General features: G+C 44.0%; 13 protein-coding genes. 12 read left to right on the plus strand and 1 reads right to left on the minus strand.

Annotated features, from left to right (window positions below):
• Positions 1-159: 159 nt before the first annotated feature.
• The 4 genes from DW025_RS07815 (at position 160) to DW025_RS07830 (ending at position 4,108) form a co-directional block, all read left to right on the plus strand.
• On the plus strand, positions 160-1,566 hold the full coding sequence (locus tag DW025_RS07815; RefSeq protein ID WP_119999465.1) for a hypothetical protein: 1,407 nt from the start codon (positions 160-162) through the stop codon (positions 1,564-1,566).
• On the plus strand, positions 1,554-1,769 hold the full coding sequence (locus tag DW025_RS07820; RefSeq protein ID WP_015534452.1) for a hypothetical protein: 216 nt from the start codon (positions 1,554-1,556) through the stop codon (positions 1,767-1,769). The genes DW025_RS07815 and DW025_RS07820 overlap by 13 nt, the downstream gene beginning before the upstream one ends.
• 122 nt (positions 1,770-1,891) lie before the next feature.
• Positions 1,892-3,043, plus strand: coding sequence for a YIP1 family protein (locus DW025_RS07825; RefSeq protein ID WP_119999467.1), 1,152 nt, complete (start codon positions 1,892-1,894; stop codon positions 3,041-3,043).
• A 141-nt stretch (positions 3,044-3,184) separates the two neighbouring features.
• On the plus strand, positions 3,185-4,108 hold the full coding sequence (locus DW025_RS07830) for an AraC family transcriptional regulator (RefSeq protein ID WP_118017024.1): 924 nt from the start codon (positions 3,185-3,187) through the stop codon (positions 4,106-4,108).
• A 95-nt stretch (positions 4,109-4,203) separates the two neighbouring features.
• Here DW025_RS07830 and DW025_RS07835 read toward each other — a convergent pair whose 3' ends face one another.
• On the minus strand, positions 4,204-4,971 hold the full coding sequence (locus DW025_RS07835; RefSeq protein ID WP_022217363.1) for a YesL family protein: 768 nt from the start codon (positions 4,969-4,971) through the stop codon (positions 4,204-4,206).
• Between the two features lie 351 nt (positions 4,972-5,322).
• Here DW025_RS07835 and DW025_RS07840 point away from each other — a divergent pair, with 351 nt between their 5' ends.
• The 8 genes from DW025_RS07840 (at position 5,323) to ileS (ending at position 22,406) form a co-directional block, all read left to right on the plus strand.
• On the plus strand, positions 5,323-6,624 hold the full coding sequence (locus tag DW025_RS07840) for an ABC transporter substrate-binding protein (protein ID WP_243104935.1): 1,302 nt from the start codon (positions 5,323-5,325) through the stop codon (positions 6,622-6,624).
• A 115-nt stretch (positions 6,625-6,739) separates the two neighbouring features.
• Positions 6,740-7,726 carry a carbohydrate ABC transporter permease gene (locus DW025_RS07845; RefSeq protein ID WP_243104936.1) on the plus strand — a complete coding sequence of 329 codons (987 nt, stop codon included), beginning with the start codon at positions 6,740-6,742 and terminating at the stop codon, positions 7,724-7,726.
• Positions 7,727-7,741: 15 nt separating this feature from the next.
• Positions 7,742-8,584, plus strand: a complete 843-nt coding sequence (locus DW025_RS07850) for a carbohydrate ABC transporter permease (protein WP_117549963.1) — start codon at positions 7,742-7,744, stop codon at positions 8,582-8,584.
• Positions 8,585-8,832: 248 nt separating this feature from the next.
• Positions 8,833-9,537, plus strand: coding sequence for a hypothetical protein (locus DW025_RS07855; protein ID WP_119999468.1), 705 nt, complete (start codon positions 8,833-8,835; stop codon positions 9,535-9,537).
• A 73-nt stretch (positions 9,538-9,610) separates the two neighbouring features.
• Entirely contained in the window at positions 9,611-11,803 is a 2,193-nt protein-coding gene (locus tag DW025_RS07860) for an alpha-galactosidase (protein WP_119999470.1), read from the plus strand.
• A 153-nt stretch (positions 11,804-11,956) separates the two neighbouring features.
• Positions 11,957-17,257: a hypothetical protein gene (locus DW025_RS07865; RefSeq protein ID WP_119999472.1), complete on the plus strand. Its 5,301-nt coding sequence runs from the start codon at positions 11,957-11,959 to the stop codon at positions 17,255-17,257.
• A 165-nt stretch (positions 17,258-17,422) separates the two neighbouring features.
• On the plus strand, positions 17,423-18,589 hold the full coding sequence (locus tag DW025_RS14960; protein WP_207666807.1) for a hypothetical protein: 1,167 nt from the start codon (positions 17,423-17,425) through the stop codon (positions 18,587-18,589).
• Between the two features lie 646 nt (positions 18,590-19,235).
• Positions 19,236-22,406 (plus strand): isoleucine--tRNA ligase, encoded by a 3,171-nt coding sequence (ileS, locus tag DW025_RS07875; RefSeq protein WP_022058402.1) that lies wholly within the window; start codon positions 19,236-19,238, stop codon positions 22,404-22,406.
• Positions 22,407-22,433 lie beyond the last annotated feature (27 nt).

Consider the following 22,433-nt stretch of genomic DNA (forward strand, 5'->3'; position numbering starts at 1 on the left):
ATGATACAGCTTTATTTGGATGATAAGACGTTTTATGTAATATTTACATCCGTTACAGGTACATATAGTTGTAATTTGACTACTTGATAGCTTATAATTTAGATGATACTGTTTTAGTCAAATGGGGCTTATGTTTGGTATACATGGGGGTAACATGCAATGAATCTTACAGTAAAATGTCCATCCTGCGGCGGTGTTGTGGTACTGAATCCTAAGACGAGGCAGCTGCAGTGTACGCAGTGTGATTCGGTGATCAGCAGAGGCATAGGAGAAGAAAACTCTGCCATGACCAGGAATGAGGATGGAGAGCTTGTAGATAAGAGAAGCTATAAGGCAATTCAGAAGATTGCCAGAATAAAAAGATACATAACTGATGCCACGGATACGATATACACATTGGATGAGATCAATATTGGAAAGGATGATGAATCACCAAGGTATATGGATATGAATCTATATGAATGTACCTCGTGTGGTGCGAGACTCATGGTGAAATCTACAGAGACATCAAGCTTCTGTGCGTATTGTGGGCAGCCGATGATATTGGTTGACAGAGTTAAGGATGAACTGGAGCCGGACCTTATTATTCCATTTGGGATTTCTCAGAAGAGAGCAGAACAGCTTATACGTGACAGGTTCTGTAAGGGGTGGTTTGTTCCGGATGAGATAAAGAAATTTGAGATTGATAAGATACGAGGAATATATATACCATATTGGCTGGCATCTTATCATGTTAGAAAAAAGCTCAAGTATGTATTTCAGGAGAATGAAAAAGGCGAGCGCGTTAGTAATTATGAAAAATGCTTTGGTTCTATAGCAGCAGTTGCACAGAAAACTGCAGACAAAACAGTCACACACAATTGTATGAGAGATTGTGAGTGTACAGTTCCAAGGGTACCTGGTGATGCAACAAGAAGATTGAATGATCACATTTCGGCAAGACTGGAGCCTTATGATTTAGAGAAGGCTTTGACGTTTTCTCCAGAATATCTGTCCGGATTTTACACGGACAGGTACGATGTACCAGCTGCCGAGATCGCAGCCGTTGCAAAGAGAAAGAGCAATGATGCGGTGAAGGAAGAGATGATGAGCGATGTTCCGAAAAACGCCCGGATTACTGAGGAAAAAACGGATATAAAGATGACAGATATCGAGTATGCATTGCTGCCAGCGTGGTTCATGACTTTTCGTTATCAGGGAATACTCTATACCGTGGCGGTGAATGGGCAGACCGGCAAGGTCGTGGGAAATGCCCCATCCAACAGATTTAAGGTTGGGGCATCCATAGCGATACTTATGACAGTGATGGTTGTGCTTTGTACATATGTATCTGTATTTGTTGGGGGACTTATGACGGATCTGTATAGGATAAGTGCAGGTGTGGGTGATTCAGGTGGAGCTTTTATGGTATTTTCCGCGTATGTGGCCGGAGTTATATATAGTTTGGTGAGTTTCTGGCGTGCGATCAACAAGCTTCACAGATCTAGAATAGATATTCACAGATTCAGAAGCTATGGCACTATAGAATACGTTAAGGAAAGGCAGGATAAGACATGGGTTCGATAGTATTTTTGTATGTTGCAATAGGTATCGTGTGCGGGATATGCTTAACGGTATCCATAGTGATTTCTGCTCTTGTAAGATCCAACAATATTGGACAGAATGAGGAGAAGAAAGCGGAATACGTTGATTATACTACATTTGTGTATCATGCAAAGTATGACAGCCACAGCCCGATTAACTATTTCGATGGATATTATAAGGATTGAGTCAGATCCTTCGATATCGCACAGAAGTTTATAGAGCAATGATATGATGACAAAACCAGGGGGATTTGGTATCATATTTTTGATATATTTTCACATAGGGAAAGGAATTGGAGGTAACAGGAATGAACGAGAATCAGGATCAGCAGTTTGGTCAGCCACAGGGAGAACAGCAGGTGGCAGATCAGGCACAGACAAATCAGCAGGCGGCGGAGAACAGCCAGCCACAGGCAGATCAGCAGGCAGCGGCTTACAGCCAGCCGCAGATGAGTCAGCAGGGAGTGTACAATCAGCAAGGCTATGGCCAGCAGATGAACCAGCAGGGTGCATACAATCAACAGGGTTACGGCCAGCAGATGAACCAGCAGGGTGCATACAACCAGCAGGGCTACGGTCAGCAGATGAACCAGCAGATGTATAATCAGCAGGGTTATGGCCAGCAGATGAACCAGGGAGCATACAGTCAGCAGGGCTACGGTCAGCAGATGAACCAGCAGATGTATGGTCAGCAGGGCTACGGCCAGCCACAGATGAACCAGCAGATGTACGGCCAGCAGGGCTATGCACAGCCACAGCCGAAGAAGCCATCAGCAGCGGGCAATATGATAAATGATCTTCTCAAGAATGTGATAGGTCTTTTCAAGAGCCCTGCAGATACAGCGGGTGAGATGGTTCAGAGTGACAACATGGTTCCTGGCGGAATACTTGCAGGAGTAAATGCCATCCTCTCACTTATATTTGTAACTGTCGGATTCCTCATAATGGGATTTGACTTTGGCGATTCAATAGCAAAGGGCTTCTACATGTTCTTCTTCACTATAATCGCAGCAGTCATCATGACAGCAGCGGTATTTATCGCCGGAGGAATTATATTCAAGGGTGGAATCACATTTGGAAAAGCACTTAACGCCGTTGGTGTATTTGCACTTTATGAGGCAATAGCAATGGTTGCAGGAATCATATTTGAGATCATCTCAGCACTCTTCCACAAGGTTGATTTCCTCAGCGGAATCATCGGAGGCTTTGGATACATACTCTTCCTCGGAATAAGCCTTTGCGGAATCGTGATCGCAGCTCATGCGTTATTCGATAACCTTGAGACAAATGACAACTCAAAGATATTTGCAGTTATCGCTGCTATAGTTATCTCAGTATTCCTCATCACTGTTATAGATAACATCGCAGAAAAGATATTCAGTGACAGCGCAACATGTGCAGAGCAGGTACTCAGCTACTTCAAGAACGCTGCAACAGTATTTGGTTACCGTCACTGGTAAGACATAATTTATAGATATTTTACAGGAAGCAGACAGATCTGAAAATTGACAGGTTTGTCTGCTTTTGTTAAAATATAAAGGTGTTTTGGTGTTAACTTATATAAAAGGGTGGCAAAGATATAGTAAAGGAAAGGACGGGTTATGGTAAGAAAGGTTGGTTTAACTGACAGTGTTGGTTTTGCTTGTCTGGAAGATCTACAGTTGTCGAACTCCTATATGTGGGGTACCGCAATCAGTCTGGACTATTGTGGCAGAGAGGATTGTATAAAAGGCTGGAAGTTTGGTCCATACGTCAGAGAATCATATGTTATCCATATGGTAAAGAAGGGCAAGGGTACATTTACAATTGCGGGGAAGACTTATGAACTAGGACCTGGACAGGCGTTTATCATCAGACCTGGTGAGGAAACTACTTACAGGGCTGACGATGATGATCCATGGAGCTACATGTGGGTTGGATTTCATGGCTACAGAGCTGAAGATTTTATTGAGGCGATGGGGTATGTAAAGGGCTCACCTATCATCAAGATAGAGCAGATGGATATGTGTGCAGAATGTATCAACAAGATGCTCGAATATTCCCAGATCACACGTATAAACGAGGTGAAGAGAATGAGTGCACTGATGCTTCTCTTCGCAACCATTATGGAGGATAATGCCTCCGATGCGCAGGAATCTGATAACATTGAGTATCCAAGTAAGATATATGTAAAGGCTGCTGTCGACTTCATAACAGAGAAGTACATGAACAAGATCAAGATCGATGACATTGCGGATTTCATAGGAATCAGCAGAAGTCATCTGACAGGAAGCTTCAAGAAGGAGATGGGTGTATCTCCTCAGGAGTATCTTATCAACTTCAGATTGGAGAAAGCTGCAAGTCTTCTCCGGTCATCAAAGGAACAGATCAATATAATCGCATATCAGTGTGGTTATGAGGATTCTCTTTCTTTCTCCAAAGCATTCAAGCAGAAGTTTGGAATGAGTCCTAAGTCATTCAGGAATCTTGAGGTTGAGCTTGAGACGAATGATGCTAAGTTTGGACATGAGGCTTCGAAGCTGTAAGATATAATTGAATCAAGAAATTTGAATTAAGCAAAAGGCGGGTGTGCGATTTGTCGCACATCCGCCTTTGCTGTATTTACGATATACGGTAAAAACTACTGTCTGCCATGATATGAATTGTCAACGATAAGCTTCTTGGTCACCTTTGTAGATTCAGGATTATCCTCATCTGATTCAGATGTCTGGTCATCGCTGTGCATCCATGAAGCAGGATCGTCGTCCGTGTACTTCTTTGTGACCTCATCCAGATATGGGGTGAATGCCTTCAAAAACATGAATGATGATACATATGCTATAAGGCCAAAGCCACATACTATGAACACGAATATACCTACCATGAATACCTGAGTGCTGGATAGCAGAACATATGCAGGCAGAGTGTAGAGAACCATGATCACTATTGTAAATATGAAGTTCTTGGCTGCCAGGTAAATGGACTGCAAGAGAAGGTTCTTCAATGTGTTCTTAAAGGCACTTATGACAGGGAACAGGTAAATTGCGATGAAGCATGTCAATATCATAAGCACGACACTGGTGTAGTACATGAGCTTGTTCTCCTGTGGACCACCCTTGCCAAAAAGGTTGAAATCCAGAGTGAATATAAATGATATAAGAAGGAATAGCAGCCATGAAATCGTTGACTGTTTGAAATTATCCTTGAAGCCTTTGAAGAATAATTTCACTACACCTCCATTTTCGCCTGTCCTCTGCTTCTTTAACAGAGTGAAATACATTGCGCTCATGGAAGCTCCCATGGTGACTATGGGAATACTACACAATATAAATAGAATGTTCACTATTATAATATCGCCGAGCGTTCCAAAAAATCTGGAAAACCAGCCGTCACTGCTGAAAATGTTCATAAAATTCCTCCTGATGTAAAAAGTGATAATATCGTTTGTTTAACTATAGCACAAAAAGGTATGCCAATATATAGCGAATTTTACAATTTACCATATGTATTCTACAATTTACCATAAAATAGCACAAAAACAGCGAACTTAACTACTTAAAAATATACATTTATGACAAAAACCCATGATATTTTGACATTTTTCCATGTGAAAATGTTCACCAAAATTTTATAATTCAATCATAGAAAGCACACAGAACGCCGTAAGGCGAACCGGCAGAACAGGACGCAGAATTCAGGGTATGAAAGAGAATGTGGGTGTCGTAAATCCTGCCGGTGATGTAAAAAGGAGGAAGGTTTTATGAGAAGAACAATGAAGAAAGCAGTAGCAGTAGGGCTTGCAGCGGCAACAGCATTTTCACTGTGCGCATGTGGCGGCGGTGATGGAAGCAAGGGTAGCAGCAAGGATGCACTTGAGGTGGTTATCTGGGATAACAATCAGCAGAAGGGTCTGCAGCAGATATGTGATCTCTTCACAGAAGAGACAGGAATCAAGGTTGATGTACAGGTTAAGGAGTGGGATTCATACTGGACACTTCTTGAGGCTGGAGCATCAGGTGGAGATATGCCGGATGTATTCTGGATGCACTCCAACAACTCACAGATGTACATGAAGAACAACAAGCTCTTAAAGCTCGATGACTACATTGAGAAGAGCGATAAGGTTGATATGAGCAACTACATGTCAGAGATCACAGAGCTCTACACATATGATGGCTCATATTACGCAGTACCAAAGGATTACGATACAATCGCTCTCTGGTACAACAAGAAGATGTTTGATGATGCAGGACTTTCTTATCCAGATGAGACATGGACATGGGATGACCTCTATGATGCAGCTAAGAAGCTTACTAATGGCGATCAGTACGGTTTCTGTATGAACACATCAAACGATCAGGATACTTATTACAACATGGTTTACTCAATGGGCGGTTACATCGTAAATGACGATCACACAAAGTCAGGATATGACGATGCCAACACTATCAAGGCTATGGATTATGTAGGAAAGCTCATCAAGGATTGCTGTCCACCGGCAACAACAATGTCAGAGACAGGTACAGACGTTATGTTCCAGTCAGGCACAGTAGCAATGATCACACAGGGGTCATGGATGACAGCAGGATTCCTTGACAACGAGTATCTAGTTGAGAACTGTGATGTAGCGATTCTTCCATATGACAAGACAACGGGCATGAGAACATCTATCTGTAACGGACTTGGATGGGCTGCATCAGCAGATACAAAGAGACCGGATGACTGCTGGAAGCTTATCGAGTGGCTCGGTTCAAAGGAGATGCAGGAGAAGCAGGCAGAGCTCGGCGTGACAATGTCAGCTTACAACAATACATCAGACAAGTGGGTAAAATGCACAGACAAGTTCAACCTCAACGCTTACCTTGATATTACAAAGGAGTCAACAGTTCCAGGTGTAACAAATGAGCTTATACTCAGACCTTACACATACAATTCAACAGTTTGGTCACAGGCTGCACAGACATTCTTCGCAGATGCATGGGCAGATACATCAAAGATGGAGCAGTCATGTAAGGACTTCGCAGTTCAGATGAACCAGTACATCGATGAGGAAGACAAGTAATCCTACAGAGCATTTATAAGATAACATAACAGTGGGTAGGATGAAGGTCCTGCCCATTGCTTACCAGAAACAATGGGGTGTTAATTACAGTATAAATGATAAGAGGAGGGATTTTATGTCAGATAACAACAAGAAAGTTGAAGAAAAAGCGGCTGAGATAATTCAGGCTACAGAGACACAGACAGTTAAGCCGGCAGCAGCAGAAGATAAAGAATTCAAGAAAAAGAAGTCAACAACATGGGAAAGAAACCAGCGCAAATGGGGCTGGGCATTCATCCTCCCAACAATGATAGGAATCATAGTACTTAACTTATGGCCTATAGTACAGACAATATATCAGTCATTCTGCAAGGTCGGTTCATTTGGAACATCAACATTTGCAGGATTTGACAACTACAAGAAGATGTTCGCCGACCCGGAGGTATGGCAGTCACTTCTCAATACATTCAAGTATGCGATCATTGAGGTTCCATTTTCAATCGCCATCGCACTTATACTTGCGGTATTCCTGAATCGCAAGATGCACGGAAGAACAATATACAGAGCAATATTCTTCCTGCCAATGGTAGTTGCACCTGCAGCTGTAGCCATGGTATGGAGATGGTTATACAATTCACAGTTCGGTCTGTTAAACCACATCCTCGGTACAAAGATCGAGTGGATATCCAATCCAAAGATCGCATGGATCTCAGTTGCGATCATCGGTGTATGGTCAATCATAGGTTACAACATGGTTCTGTTCCTTGCAGGACTTCAGGAGATACCTAAGGATTACTATGAGGCAGCAGATATTGACGGAGCATCAGGAGTAAGAGCTTTCTTCAAGATCACTCTTCCACTTCTCTCCCCTACAGTATTCTTCGTACTCGTAACAAGAGTAATCGGAGCACTTCAGGTATTCGACCTTGTATACATGGTAATGGATATTTCTAATCCGGCCCTCAAGAAGACAGAGTCAATCGTGTATCTGTTCTACCAGTACTCATTCCAGAATGGTAACAAGGGTTATGGATCAGCAATAGTAGTTCTTCTTCTCGCAGTCATCATGGTACTTACGGTATTCCAGATGATAGGTCAGAAGAAGTGGGTTCACTATAACTAGGAAGGGGGAATCGATATGACAAGAGGCGTACAGTTTAAGAGAAGAATGCAGAAATTATTGATTCACCTCATTCTGATCATATTCTCAATTATTATGATAGTGCCATTTGTATGGATGACACTCACAGCATTTAAGACAGTAACAGAGGCAACTTCGGTAAGTCCATTCGTAATATTCCCATCACAGTGGCGTACAGACGCGTTCACAACTGTTTGGAATAACATGAACTTCCTTGTCCTTTACAAGAACACATTACTGCTCATATTCTTCAGAGTTGTATGTGCATGTCTCACAGCAACACTTGCAGGATATGCATTTGCAAGACTTAAGTTCAAGGGCAGAGATTTTATGTTCTCTCTGATACTTTTCCAGATGATGATTCCTTCACAGATATTCATCATCCCACAGTTCCTGATGATCAGTAAGATGGGCATGACAAATACAATGTTTGCTCTGGTATTCCCGGGAATTGTAACAGCGTTCGGTACTTTCCTGCTCAAGCAGGCTTACATGGGACTTCCTGGAGATCTCGAGGAGGCAGCGAGACTTGACGGATGTAACATTCCAAAGACATTCGTGTTCGTTATGGCTCCGCTTGCAAGATCATCGATGGTTGCTCTCGGTATATTTACAGCAGTGTTCGCATTCAAGGATCTGATGTGGCCACTGGTTGTAAACAGCAGTGCAAACAAGATGCCGCTCTCAGCAGCTCTTGCAACAATGCAGGGACAGTATCAGTCCAACTATCCACAGCTGATGGCCGCATCTCTTATATCATGTATACCAATGATCGTTATATACCTGATATTCCAGAAGCAGTTCGTAGAAGGTATCGCAACATCAGGTGGAAAGCTCTAAAGAAAGTTAAAGAAGATATTATATATGCTCACAGGGTGACGTCACTTAATGACGCCACCCTTGTGAAATATATCGTAAATACGAAGTATTTACGATGCTGCAGACGCCGCGCGAAGCGCCTCCCATGCGTCTGTTCCAAAATATATCGTAAATACGAAGTATTTACGATGCCGTGGACGCCGCGCGGAGCGCCTCTCATGCGTCCACTCCAAAATATATCGTAAGTGCGAAACAAAAGGAGGACGTCTATGAAAAAGCCGATAATCACGGAAGAAGAAAAACAGAAGATCAAAGAGATGGACTCCACACGCAAAAAAATAGGATATATCTGGGATTATTACAAGCTTTGGATAATCGGTGCTGTCGTTCTCGTGGGACTTGTAGTGTATTTTGCTGTTGTGTTTGCAACGAGGGAGGACAAGCCGATACTGGATGTCGTCCTTGTGAACAACTACGATGATGTTTCAGGGGACAGCAAGCTAACACAGGGGTTTGTGTCGTATGTAGGGGAAGAAAATCTCCCGGGAAGGGTTACATTTGATAACAATGCATTTTTTAATCTGGCAAATAACTCAGATTATAAGAACAGTTACTATATGAAGGTGCTGGCATACCTTGAGGCGGACACTGCTCAGGCAGTCTTGTGCCAGTATGACAATCTCATAGGTCTGGCGAAGAGCGGCAGACTTGCAGACCTGTCGGATGATAAAGTCGGCGATATATATGATAAGTATAAGGATAGGATAATTTATTATGAGGATGAAGAGGGGAAGAAGATACCTGTCGGAATAGATGTATCTGAAGGATACAAGGCGGCAGGACTTACTGAGTACACAGATGGCAAGGCATATATTGGATTGTCAGCATATGCGGCGGATTATGGATATGTGGAGAAATTTGTGGACTACATGGTGGAACTTGGAATACAATCCGGCGGAGCCGGTTGTAGATAAATTATGAGGAAAGACCAGTCAAATGAAATTTGGCTGTAGAGAAACTGGAGATCACGAAAAGGAGGACTTGGGCATGGCAATATTGATAAATGAAGAGAAAAAGCTTTTCACATTGAACACCAAAAATACTACATATCAGATGAAGGTGATTGACTATGGGTATCTGGCTCATCTGTATTATGGCAAGAAAATGGACGGGGATATGTCATATGTCATAACTCATTACGATAGAGGATTCTCAGGCAATCCTTATGAAGCACAGGAGCACAGAGAATTCTCTCTGGACAACATTCCACTGGAATATAGCTGCTACGGCAACGGAGATTTCAGGACTCCGGCATTCAACATAAAGGACATAGAGGGAATACATGGATGTGATCTCAGATATGTTTCATATGAGGTGATGGACAGTAAGTATAGTCTCAAGGGACTTCCTGCTGCTTACACAAATGACGGCGAGAAGGGTGAGACCCTTAAGATCGTTCTTCAGGATCCTCAGGTGGGAGTGGAGGTTGATCTTCTGTATGGAATTATAGAGGATAAGGATCTGATCACAAGATCAGCTATAGTCAGAAATATAAGCGATGCTGATATATTTGTGGCAAAGGCATCAAGTGTGAGCCTGGATTTTGTGACAGGTGATTATGATCTCATCCACTTCCACGGAAGACATGCTATGGAACGCATGTATGAGAGAGAAGCTATAAATCATGGTGTGAAGAAGATCGGAAGCACAAGGGGTACATCAAGCCATCAGCACAGCCCATTTGTGGTTATAGCAGGCAAGGATGCAAATGAAGATGCGGGCGACTGCTACGGAATCTCACTTCTCTATAGTGGAAGCTTCAACTGTGAGGTTGAGAAGGATCAGACAGATCAGGTGAGACTCAACATGGGCGTTCAGGATGATATGTTCGAGTATGTACTCTATCCAGAGAGTGAATTTGTGGCACCTGAGGTTGTCATGGTGTATTCTCCTGATGGATTTGCCGACATGTCACACAAGATGCATGATGTTGTGAGATACAATATCTGCCGCGGCGAGTACAAGACAAAGAGAAGACCTATTCTCATCAACAGTTGGGAGGCAGTATACTTCGACTTCAACGGTGATGATATAGTTAATATAGCAAAGCAGGCTTCAGAGCTCGGCGTTGAGATGCTGGTTCTGGATGACGGCTGGTTCGGTGTGAGAAATGATGACAAGTCAGGTCTCGGCGACTGGTTTGTAAATGAGGATAAGATGGGCGGCCCTATGGCTGATGTTGTCAAGAGGGTTAAGGATCTCGGCATGAAGTTCGGTATCTGGATCGAGCCTGAGATGGTATCCGAGAAGAGTAACCTGTTCAAGGAGCATCCGGATTATGCATTTGTGATCCCTGGAAGAAAGCCTGTCATGGGAAGAAGCCAGCTCAATCTGGACTTCTCAAGAAAAGAGGTTGTAAACTGCATATTTGATCAGATGACTGCGGTGCTGGACAAGATTGATGTTGATTATATAAAGATGGATATGAACAGAAGTATCCTCAATGTATACTCCATGACAGAGGGAATCCAGAACAATGGAACTATCCTCTACAAGTATGTTCTCGGTGTATATGACTTCATGGAGAGACTTCAGGCAAGATATCCAAAGATGTTCATCGAGGGTTGCAGCGGCGGCGGCGGAAGATTTGATGCCGGAATGATGTATTACACACCACAGATCTGGTGCAGTGATGATACGGATGCCATCTGCAGACTTGACATACAGTATGGAACTTCATTTGGATATCCTATATCGGTGGTCGGCTCACATGTATCAGCGGTTCCAAATCACCAGACAGGAAGAACAACTCCTTTCAACACCAGAGCGGTCGTTGCCATGGCAGGAAGCTTTGGCTACGAGCTTGATTTGAACAAGGTCAGCGATGAGGAGAAGGAAGAGGTAAAGGCTCAGGTAGAAAACTACAAGAAGTACTGGGATCTTCTTCATAATGGACTTTACTACAGACTGACGGATGCGGATAAGAGCAAAGGTGTAGCTGCATGGTCATTTGTGGCAAGGGATAAGTCAGAGACCCTTGTCAATATCGTGACGGTGGAGAGCTTCTGCAATGCCCCTGTACCTTTTGTCAGAGTAAAGGGACTTGATGTGGATGCCACATATGTTGACGAGGAGACCGGCGCAGAGTACAGCGGACAGGGACTTGAACAGATAGGACTTCCTGTACCACTCAAGTTCGGCGAGTACAATGCTTACCAGATCCATCTGGTTAGAAAGTAAAATTGCATAAGTGATATTGTGTTATTTATACATAAATATTAATTATATTGTATTAAATTACAGCTTCATGATAATATGAGGCTGTAATTTTTTGTGCTTATATATTCGGCATAAATGTGCTGAATATGTATGGGAGAAAAAGGGAGGTTACATATGAAATTGAAGGGGATAATGGCTGCGGCTGTAACTGTAGCCATGGTGTCGTCGTGCATTCATATACCGATGACGACTGCACAGGCACAGACTTTACTGTCAAATATGACAGCGTATGCCGTACAGATGAATGAAGCTGAGATATCAGCAGCTACAGAGGATATTTCAGAGCTTGAGGGTGACTATGGGGTTGTGAACATAGTTAATGGCAAGGAGAGTAAAATATCATTTGTCACGGATGAGACAGGATATTATGAGATAATATTGCAGGGAAGCCAGTCACGGCTGATGCTTCAGGAGACCTTGTATAACAGTAAGAGTAAGCGCCTTGCTACAGGTAAAAAGGATGGCAGTGGATGCTGCAGGCTGGTATACAAGTGCACTGCGGGGGAGAAATACATTCTTGGGTCTAAGTATGCCCGTTCTTATACAGTTTCCGAAAGTGCAAATATAAGCGTGAGAAAGCTTCCGGATGTGGCGGCAATAAAAATGGTGCCGGATAATACAACGATACTGGAGGGAACACCAGACTCCATAACATCGGCGTACGCAACGGTAACCTATTCCGGTGGAAAGGTGCGCAGTTCAGGTATCAGCGGCTCAGACTGTAAGATAGATGGAGTTACATACAGTCTGTGGGTGAAGGATTCCAAGGGAAATTATTATTATGAGGGCGATGAAGGGGATATGGTATCGTATGCGGATGCGGAAAAACTTCCGGCCGGTACGTATACTGTTCAGCTTACAGATAAAATGGATAGTGAGCCGAATCAGTCGACCAAGATATACGATTCGTACACTGCAAAGGTGCAGACTCCTGCTGAATATTTTGTAGGAAAAAGGAATATCAGTGAGACGGATACCTACGCATATGATACCAGGGTGGACGGTTACGAGTATTACAGATTTATACCATCTGCAACTGCTGACTTTGTGTTTGAGGTAGATAAATCATCAACTGCATTTATAGATGTATATGATTCGGACATGGCGGTGGTTGAGACCGATAATGACAGGTATTCATTTGTCAAGGGAAAGACCTATTATGTCAGACTTTCAGGAACAACGGATGATGACAATGAAACATTGAATGAGGTCAGGCTCAAGGCGAAGAAGTATGTGGCACCTTCAGGGGTGACATTGAAGCTGGCAAAGAGCGAATGGGCAGCCGGAACGCCGATAAGCTTCATGAATGGTGCGAGCAGTACAATAAAGTATAATGATAAGTCCACGGAAAGCATAGATCTGACCGGTGGAAGTGGATACAGTAATGGAAACAGATATACAGTATATTATTCGTCATCTGATGATAACTGGAAAGAGTACGAATATGAAAAAGGTGTAACTCTTTCAGAGGGCGAGTACAAAGTAGCTGTGGGATATGATGCGGCTGAGGAAGATCAGGAGCTGCTCGGCACGGCAGTGCTTAAGGTAGTGTCCATAGACAAGCTGAGCGCAGGACAGCTCTCCGAAGGTGACAACAATGTGAGTGTCGGAACGGATGAGTATGACAAGGCCTATTACAGTTTTGTCATGCCATTTGACGGAAGTGTGGTAATAGAAAGCGACAGTCTTTATTGTGTATATGAGTCCGGTGATGAGGGCCCGGTAGAGGTTACAGGAAAACTTACCGGAGGCAGCACTTATTACGTAGGCCTGTATAATGAGTTATCTACTTCCAAGACAAATGTGAGACTCAGTTTTATTCCAAAAGTGACAGACATGATTGCTGTTCCCGAGAACACAGATTTTATCAGAATGGGCAGCTATGATAAGGATATCAGCAGTTATGTAGATGGAACCAGAGTAAAGATCTCGTATGCTGACGGAAAAACAGAAGATCTGGTATTTGACGATTCGGACAGTGTGAAAACCTCCAGAGGAGACGAGGTATTTGCAGAGATAGTCACAGATACGGAAAATGAGCGCCCTGTCGGAGAGGCACAGATTAGGATATACACACTGTATAGTGAGGACTCTTATGCATATGACATAGAGATAAAGGATATAGAGGATGTTGCTGCCGGAAGTCTTGCGGAGGGATCTAATCAGGTAAGTCTGTCGGAGAATGGCAGTGCATATTATACGTTTAAGCCTTCGGCATCCGCCAGGTATACATTTGCCCCAGTGGGCGGTATGGAGATCTACAGCAAGATCGACGCTAACGATGAGACAATGTATGATCTGAAGAAACTTAGTGTATCGGATGGCGAGGCTGCACTTGAGAGCGGCAATACATACTATATCTGTCTCGATGGCGGAGTAGAGGACAAGTGGGGAGATACGCAGACCAGTTGGAGCATGAATGTGACAAGGGGAGAAACTTTGTCAAATTCAAAGATCAGTTCATGGAAGCTGAGAGATAACAGAACCTATGAATTCCTTCCAGATATGAAATTATCAGGTATCAAAAACCTTCTGGATAGAGAGACTCTCCAGTTTGTATATGATGATGGCAGTGTAAAAGAGGCCAGTGTCGGTGACAGCGAGGATAATGAGCTGATCACGAGTACATGGTACAGATATAACGAGAAAACTGGAAAGTATGTCGAGATCGCAGGCTTTGGCAGCAGGGTTGATACTGGCAGATACATGGTTGAACTTGCAATCGCTGGTGCGGATGGCATGGATACGGTTGATATACCATTTGCAGTGAAGACTGCACAGAGCATGAGCCTTGGAACATGGGACGGCTCAAAGACGCTTGATATTTCAGGCGACAGATATGTGTATGTATATAAGGTAAGTGCCCAGGCGGGTTCGTATGTGGTATCCGCTGATGAGAAGATCGATGGCATCAGGATTTTAGATGCAAATGGAACAGAGATAACGACTAACAACGTGGCTTATTCATCTGATGGATTTGGCAGTGCGGGATTTGACACAGCAGGCGGGGATCTGTATGTATGTGTGTATCCGGGAAAAAATGTAAATAAATGCGGCGTGACAATGAAGGAGATCGTCAAGGCTGTAAGTGTAAGCACAACCGTTTCTAAGACTGAATATCTGAGGAAATTTGATGAGATCAAGGGCAGCATAAAAACCGTTGTCACATATTCTGATGGAAGTACCAGAACATTTGGCGCGGATGACGATGATATAAGCTTTACGATCAAGAAAAACGGCAGGGTGAGCAGCTATTTAAGCATCGACACGATAACAGAACAGACCGGATTATATGAGATAATACCTTCCATATGGGGAATGGCTGACGATTGTGAAGTTCAGGGAGCATCATTTGACGTCGTAGATCTGAATGTGGATGAGCTGGAGTACCTGATATCAGATGAGCCTGTGGTGCTTTCAGGTGTTGAGAACACTGGGGATGTAAAGCTGTACAGATTTGATATTGCGTCAGATGGAGTGGTATCCCTTCAGAGACAGGGCTTTGAGCTTAAGGGTATATATACCATTGAGGATGATGGCAGCTTTTCAGATACATATAGCAGTGGAGATGCTTTCTCTCTGAAAAAGGGAAGCTATATTATAGCACTCTATGCGAGAGAGAAAGATGATCAGATAACATTTACATATCACGATTCGTATGTGACAGGTAATGGAAAAATAACACCGGGTCAGAAGACAACAGCGGATATAAGCTATGACGGAGAGGGCATCGAGTATGAATTTATCCCAACGGAGACCGGAGAGTACAGATTTACGGTGGACTGCGGAGATAATACAGTATACACCAGAATCTATGCTGATGGAGTTCTGGAAAAGACATACTCACGGAACGGCGGACAACTCATTATAGATAGGACATTTGAGGCGAACCGCAGTTATGCATTCAGGATCAGCCTTGCGTCGCAGCAGACAGGAAGCGTGACGATCACTCCTGAGAAGGTGGAGGCAGAGGTAGAGAACGAGTACGATATCTCCGCTGTGAGCATATCAGGATGCAAGGTGAAGAAGACGGAGGACGGATACAGTGTAACCGGAGATATAGAGATAACATATGCAAATAATGAGAGTCAGAAGACACCATTTGTCAGCGGAAGATGGACAGATGCATATGGAAATACCATTCAGGGAATCATGTCTGTTGTGGAAAATGACACATACACAGATGTGACCCTGGATCTCAGATATAAGAATACGGGTTCATCAGAGTGGATATATGCTGAGTCAAAGACCCAGAAGTTTGGGGCTGGAGATGACGAGGGATGGATCATAACCAAGACTCCGACATGTACTGAGAACGGAGAGAAGACAAGGTACATTGAGGATGAGGATATATATGAGACCGAGGTGATCCCTGCTACAGGACACAGCTTCACAAAGTATGAGTCAGATGGAAATGCCACATGTTCGCAGAAGGGAACCAAGACGGCAAAATGTGACAATAACTGCGGAGAAAAGGATACTATCATAGACGATGAGACCACAGTTCCTCACGATTATCAGACGGAGTGGACGGTTAAGAAAAAGGCATCACAGACCAGTGACGGATATAAGGTGCATGTGTGCAAAAACTGCAAGTCAGCAAGCAAGGGAACTCAGAGTATATACAGGATAAAGAGTATCAGGCTTGCATACAGCGCTGTTGAGTATGATGGTACAGCTAAGAAGCCTGCGGTAGAGGTCAAAGACTCAAAGGGCAGAAAGATTGCCGCAGGAAATTACAGCGTTTCATATTCAAATAACAAGAATATCAGCAAGGCCAAAGTTGTCATCAAATTCAAGGGTGACTATGAAGGGGAGAAGACACTCACATTTGACATCAAGATGGGTGTGAGAAAAGTTGAGTCCATTGACAACACAGCAAATGGAATAAAGTTGAGCTGGAAGAAGTATAAAGCGGCATCGGGATATGTTGTTTACAGAGGAGTAAATGGAAAAGCATATACGATAGCAGGTGTTGTTCAGAATCCGGGGACAACATCGTTCGTGGACGTCACAGCTAAAAATGTGGGTGTAAAGTATACATATAAGATAAGAACTTATAAGACATTTGGCGATGTTACATACAATTCGGCATTTGGCGGCGAGAAGACAGGAAGTTATGTACCTGCCGTGAAGCTGAAGAAATTCACAAGTGCATCTGCCGGAACAGCCAAGGTTACATATAATAAGGCAGCCAAGGCCACCGGATATCAGATACAGTATGCAGACAATGCATCGTTTAAATCTGCAAAGACGGCCAATGTAAACGGAGGTTCAGTTACAAGTAAGACCATCAAACGACTTACTAAGGGCAAGAGATATTATGTCAGAGTACGAAGCTTTAAGAAGATTGATGGTAAGGTTTACTATTCCGCATGGAGTGGAAAGAAATCGGTTGTAATAAAGAAGAGATAATATCAAAAGAAATAGAAGAATCCGTCATGGATACAATCTGTATCCGTGGCGGATTGTTTTTTTATTCTGTGTGTTCATCATCATAACGCCTTTTATTACATAATAGCGAAAGAAAACAGGTAATAAAGTGTAAAATTTGAGATAATGTGATGTTTTTGGTTGGACATGGCAGATATAAAATGCTACCATGATTCTATGGGAACATTATTGTTCCAGAGCAGCAAAAGGGATGAGCAGAATAAGGAGAGAAAGATGGACGAGAATAACGTAAATGGATTTAATGATATGGACGACGATGAGGACGAGGGAACTACTGTCCTCACGACTCCGGGAGTGAGCGCATTTTTTCCGGTGCAGAACAGTGCACAAGGGCAGCCGAACCCGGGTCAGCCACAGCAGAATCAGCAGCCGGGTGGATTTGGACAGCCGATGGGCGGACAGTATGGAGGATTTGGACAGCCACAGTATGGACAGCCGCAGTACGGTCAGGGTCAGCAGTTTGGTGGAAATGTCCAGTCGACAGGTGGACAGTATGGAGGATTTGGACAGCCACAGTATGGACAGCCGCAGTACGGTCAGGGTCAGCAGTTTGGTGGAAATGTCCAGTCGACAGGTGGACAGTATGGAGGATTTGGACAGCCACAGTATGGACAGCCGCAGTACGGTCAGGGTCAGCAGTTTGGTGGAAATGTCCAGTCGACAGGTGGACAGTATGGCGGATTTGGGCAGCCACAGTATGGACAGCCACAGTACAGCCAGCAGCCGGGCATGACTCCGGGTGTTATGGAGCCGGGTAAAAAGGTGAACAAGAAGCTTATAGCAATAATAGGCGGAATCGCAGCGGCAGTCCTGATCGCGATAATAGTCGTTGTTCTGATCCTGGCGGGTGGTTCCGGTGAGAGAAGTGCCAAGAAGGTCGGAGACAAGCTGGTGACAGCCTATGAAAAAGGCGATGCCGATGCCATGGTTGATCTGATGGACAAGGAATATTACAAGCTGTATAACAGGATAAGAAGCTATACAGGCAGTGATGACTATGTCAAGGATACATTCAACGAGCAGGTCAGCGACATGGTAGATGAGATAGGCAAGGTCAAGAGTATCAAGGTCGAGGACCGATCAGAGAAGGAATATGACGAGGATAAGCTTAAGGATGTAAATGATACATTTGACATGCTGGATGTCGACATGACGGTTGACAAGTGCTACGAGGTGGATCTTGATGTCAAGATAAAAGGATCTACTGACGAATCAGATGGCGAGATCATATACACAGTTATAAAGACTGGCGGTAAGTGGTATCTTGTAGACTATGATCTCTACGTATATTAGAAAATAAATCTCATGGATTGAGGATTGATTTCTCAGTCCATGAGATTTTTGTATATATTAGATAAATGCGAACGTGTTTTGTAGCAAATATGCATAAAAAACAAATTGTATTTGTATATGCATGGTGATAATATAAAAAACGTAAGAAATTTTTATATGTATCTTAATAATGGAGCTGGTGGATATATCGTATACAGAAAGTCCGGCAGAGTGACATACTATTCGGCATGGAGCACAACAAAGAATGTGGTTATAAAGAAGTAGAATAGTAAATTATTTGCGCATATTGCGATTGACAAACCACAAATACTTGCTATACTAATGAATGGATAGGTTCAGAAATGGCTTATACAGGCGGTTTTCTGGATCATATAAGTTAAAAACGATGACAGAGACAGTACGGAGTCTGCGAGATCAGCAGCGAGCCGGGGGCGGTGCGAGCCCGGTGACAGTAGAGACTTTCGGAATATCACTCTGGAGTTGCAGACCAAAAGAGAATTACTCAAGTAGGCTCTGACGTATTTCCTGCGTTAAGGGGAGCGCATATGTTAGTATGTAAGTAATAGGTGGTATAACGAACTCAAAGCCCTTCGTCCTGATTACGACGAAGGGCTTTTTTATATTTATCACAGAAAGGAAAGACGACATGTACGACAAGGTTTCGACTAAACTGGAATTCGTGAACAGAGAGCAGAAGGTATTGGACTTCTGGAAAGAAAATCAGGTATTTGAGAAGAGTGTTGAAGAGACAAAGGATCTGCCAACATACACATTCTATGATGGCCCTCCAACAGCAAATGGTAAGCCACATATCGGACACGTTCTCACACGTGTAATCAAGGATATGATCCCTAGATATCAGACAATGAAGGGACATAACGTAGTCAGAAAGGCCGGATGGGATACACACGGTCTGCCTGTTGAGCTCGAGGTTGAGAAGCTCTTGGGAATCGACGGCAAGGAGCAGATAGAGGAGTACGGACTGGAGCCATTTATCCAGAAATGTAAGGAGTCCGTATGGAAATATAAAGGCATGTGGGAAGAGTTCTCAGGCAAGGTAGGTTTCTGGGCAGATATGGACAACCCATATGTAACATACCATGATGACTTCATCGAGTCAGAGTGGTGGGCGCTGAAGAAGATCTGGGATCAGGGACTTCTGTACAAGGGCTTCAAGATCGTGCCTTACTGCCCAAGATGTGGTACACCTCTTTCAAGCCATGAGGTTGCACAGGGATATAAGACAGTCAAGGAGCGTTCAGCAGTAGTAAGATTCAAGGTTATCGGAGAGGATGCATATTTCCTCGCATGGACAACAACACCTTGGACACTTCCTTCAAACGTAGCACTCTGTGTAAATCCAGATGAGACATACGTGAAGGTTAAAGCAGCAGACGGCTACACATATTATCTTGCACAGGCGCTTGCAGACAAGGTTCTCGGCGGTCTTGCAAAGGAAGCAGCAGACGATCAGGCAGCAGTTCCTGCATACGAGGTTCTTGAGACATATGTCGGTAAGGATCTTGAGTACAAGGAGTATGAGCCACTCTATGAGTGCGTAAAGCCTGTATGTGAGAAGCAGCACAAGAAGGGCCACTTCATCACATGTGACACTTATGTAACTATGACAGATGGTACCGGTATCGTTCATATCGCACCTGCATTTGGTGAGGACGATGCAAATGTCGGAAGAAACTACGATCTTCCATTTGTACAGTTTGTAGATGGCAAGGGTGACCTCACTGAGGAGACTCCATTTGCCGGAATGTTCGTAAAGGATGCAGACCCTGAGGTACTGAAGGATCTGGACGCAAGAGGACTTCTCTTCGATGCGCCTAAGTTCGAGCATGAGTATCCACACTGCTGGAGATGTGACACACCACTTATCTACTACGCAAGAGATACATGGTTCATCAAGATGACAGCAGTCAGAGACAAGCTGGTTAAGAATAATGACACTGTAAACTGGATCCCGGAGAGCATCGGTAAGGGCCGTTTCGGCGACTGGCTGAAGAATGTTCAGGACTGGGGACTTTCAAGAAACCGTTACTGGGGTACTCCTCTGAACATCTGGGAGTGTGAGTGCGGCTGCAGACATGCCATCGGATCAAAGGAAGAGCTCCGCTCAATGAGCGACAACTGCCCTGAGAACATCGAACTTCACCGTCCGTTCATCGACGCTGTAACCATCAAGTGTCCTGAGTGTGGCAAGCAGATGCACAGAGTTACAGAGGTTATCGACTGCTGGTTCGATTCAGGATCAATGCCATTTGCACAGTGGCACTATCCGTTTGAGAATCAGGATATATTTGAGAAGCACTTCCCTGCTGATTTCATCAGTGAGGCTGTTGACCAGACAAGAGGATGGTTCTACTCACTTATGGCGATCTCAACACTGCTGTTCGACAAGGCTCCGTTTAAGAACGTAATCGTTCTCGGACATGTCCAGGATAAGGACGGACAGAAGATGAGTAAGTCCAAGGGAAATGCGGTAGATCCTATGGATGCTCTGAACAAATATGGTGCAGATGCCATCAGATGGTACTTCTACAGCAATTCAGCACCATGGCTTCCTAACAGATTCCATGAGGATGCGGTTGTTGAGTGTCAGAGAAAGTTCATGGGTACACTGTGGAACACATATGCGTTCTATGTACTCTATGCAAATATAGACAACTTCAATCCACTTGAGCATGAGTTAGAGTACGACAAGCTGTCACTTATGGACAAGTGGCTCCTGTCCAAGCTGAACTCAACAGTCAAGGCGGTTGACGCAAACCTTGGCGCATACAAGATCCCTGAGACAACAAGAGTTCTCGAGGAGTTCGTGGATGACATGAGTAACTGGTATGTCCGTCGTGGACGTGAGAGATACTGGGCAAAGGGCATGGAGCAGGACAAGGTAAATGCTTACATGACACTTTACACAGCGCTCGTTACGATCGCACAGACAGTAGCTCCTATGCTCCCATTCATGGCAGAGGATATTTACCAGAATCTGGTTAGAAATATAGACAAGGATGCACCTCTCTCAGTTCATCTGTGCTCATTCCCTGAGGTGGATGAGAAGATGATCGATCCAGAGCTCGAGGTAGCTATGGACGAGATCCTGAAGATCGTAGTTCTGGGACGTGCAGCAAGAAATACAGCAAATATCAAGAACAGACAGCCAATCGGCAAGATGTATGTCAAGGCTGACAAGAAGCTTTTCGGCGAGGAGAAGGCTATCATTGAGGATGAGCTGAACGTGAAGAATGTTGAGTTCGATGATGATGTAAGCGCTTACACAACATACAGCTTCAAGCCACAGCTTCGTACAGTCGGACCTAAGTACGGCAAGCACCTTGGCAAGATCAAGGAGCATCTGTCAGCACTGGATGGCAACGCAGCCATGGCAGAACTCAAGGCAGAGGGCGCTCTGAAGTTTGAGGCAGACGGAGAAGAGATCGTACTCACTGAGGCTGATCTTCTGATCGACATGGCTCAGATGGACGGTTTCGTATCCGAGGCAGACGGCGGTGTGACAGTAGTTATCGACACCAATCTGTCAGAGGAGCTTCTTGAGGAAGGATTTGTCCGTGAGATAGTATCCAAGGTTCAGACTATGAGAAAAGAGGCTGGATTCGAGGTTATGGACAAGATCACTGTATACGCAGACGGAAGCCAGAAGGCAAATGACATCATTGCAGCAAATGCGGATGCCATCATCGGCGACGTTATGGCAACAGAGATAATAACCGGCTCGGTTGACGGATACACCAAAGAGTGGAACATCAACGGCGAGAAGGTAACTCTCGGAGTGAAGAAGAACGACTAAGGGATATAATATTAGGGTTTAAAACAG

It is taken from the genome of Coprococcus sp. AF38-1, from assembly GCF_003603945.1.
In the GTDB taxonomy this organism is placed as follows: domain Bacteria; phylum Bacillota; class Clostridia; order Lachnospirales; family Lachnospiraceae; genus Coprococcus; species Coprococcus aceti.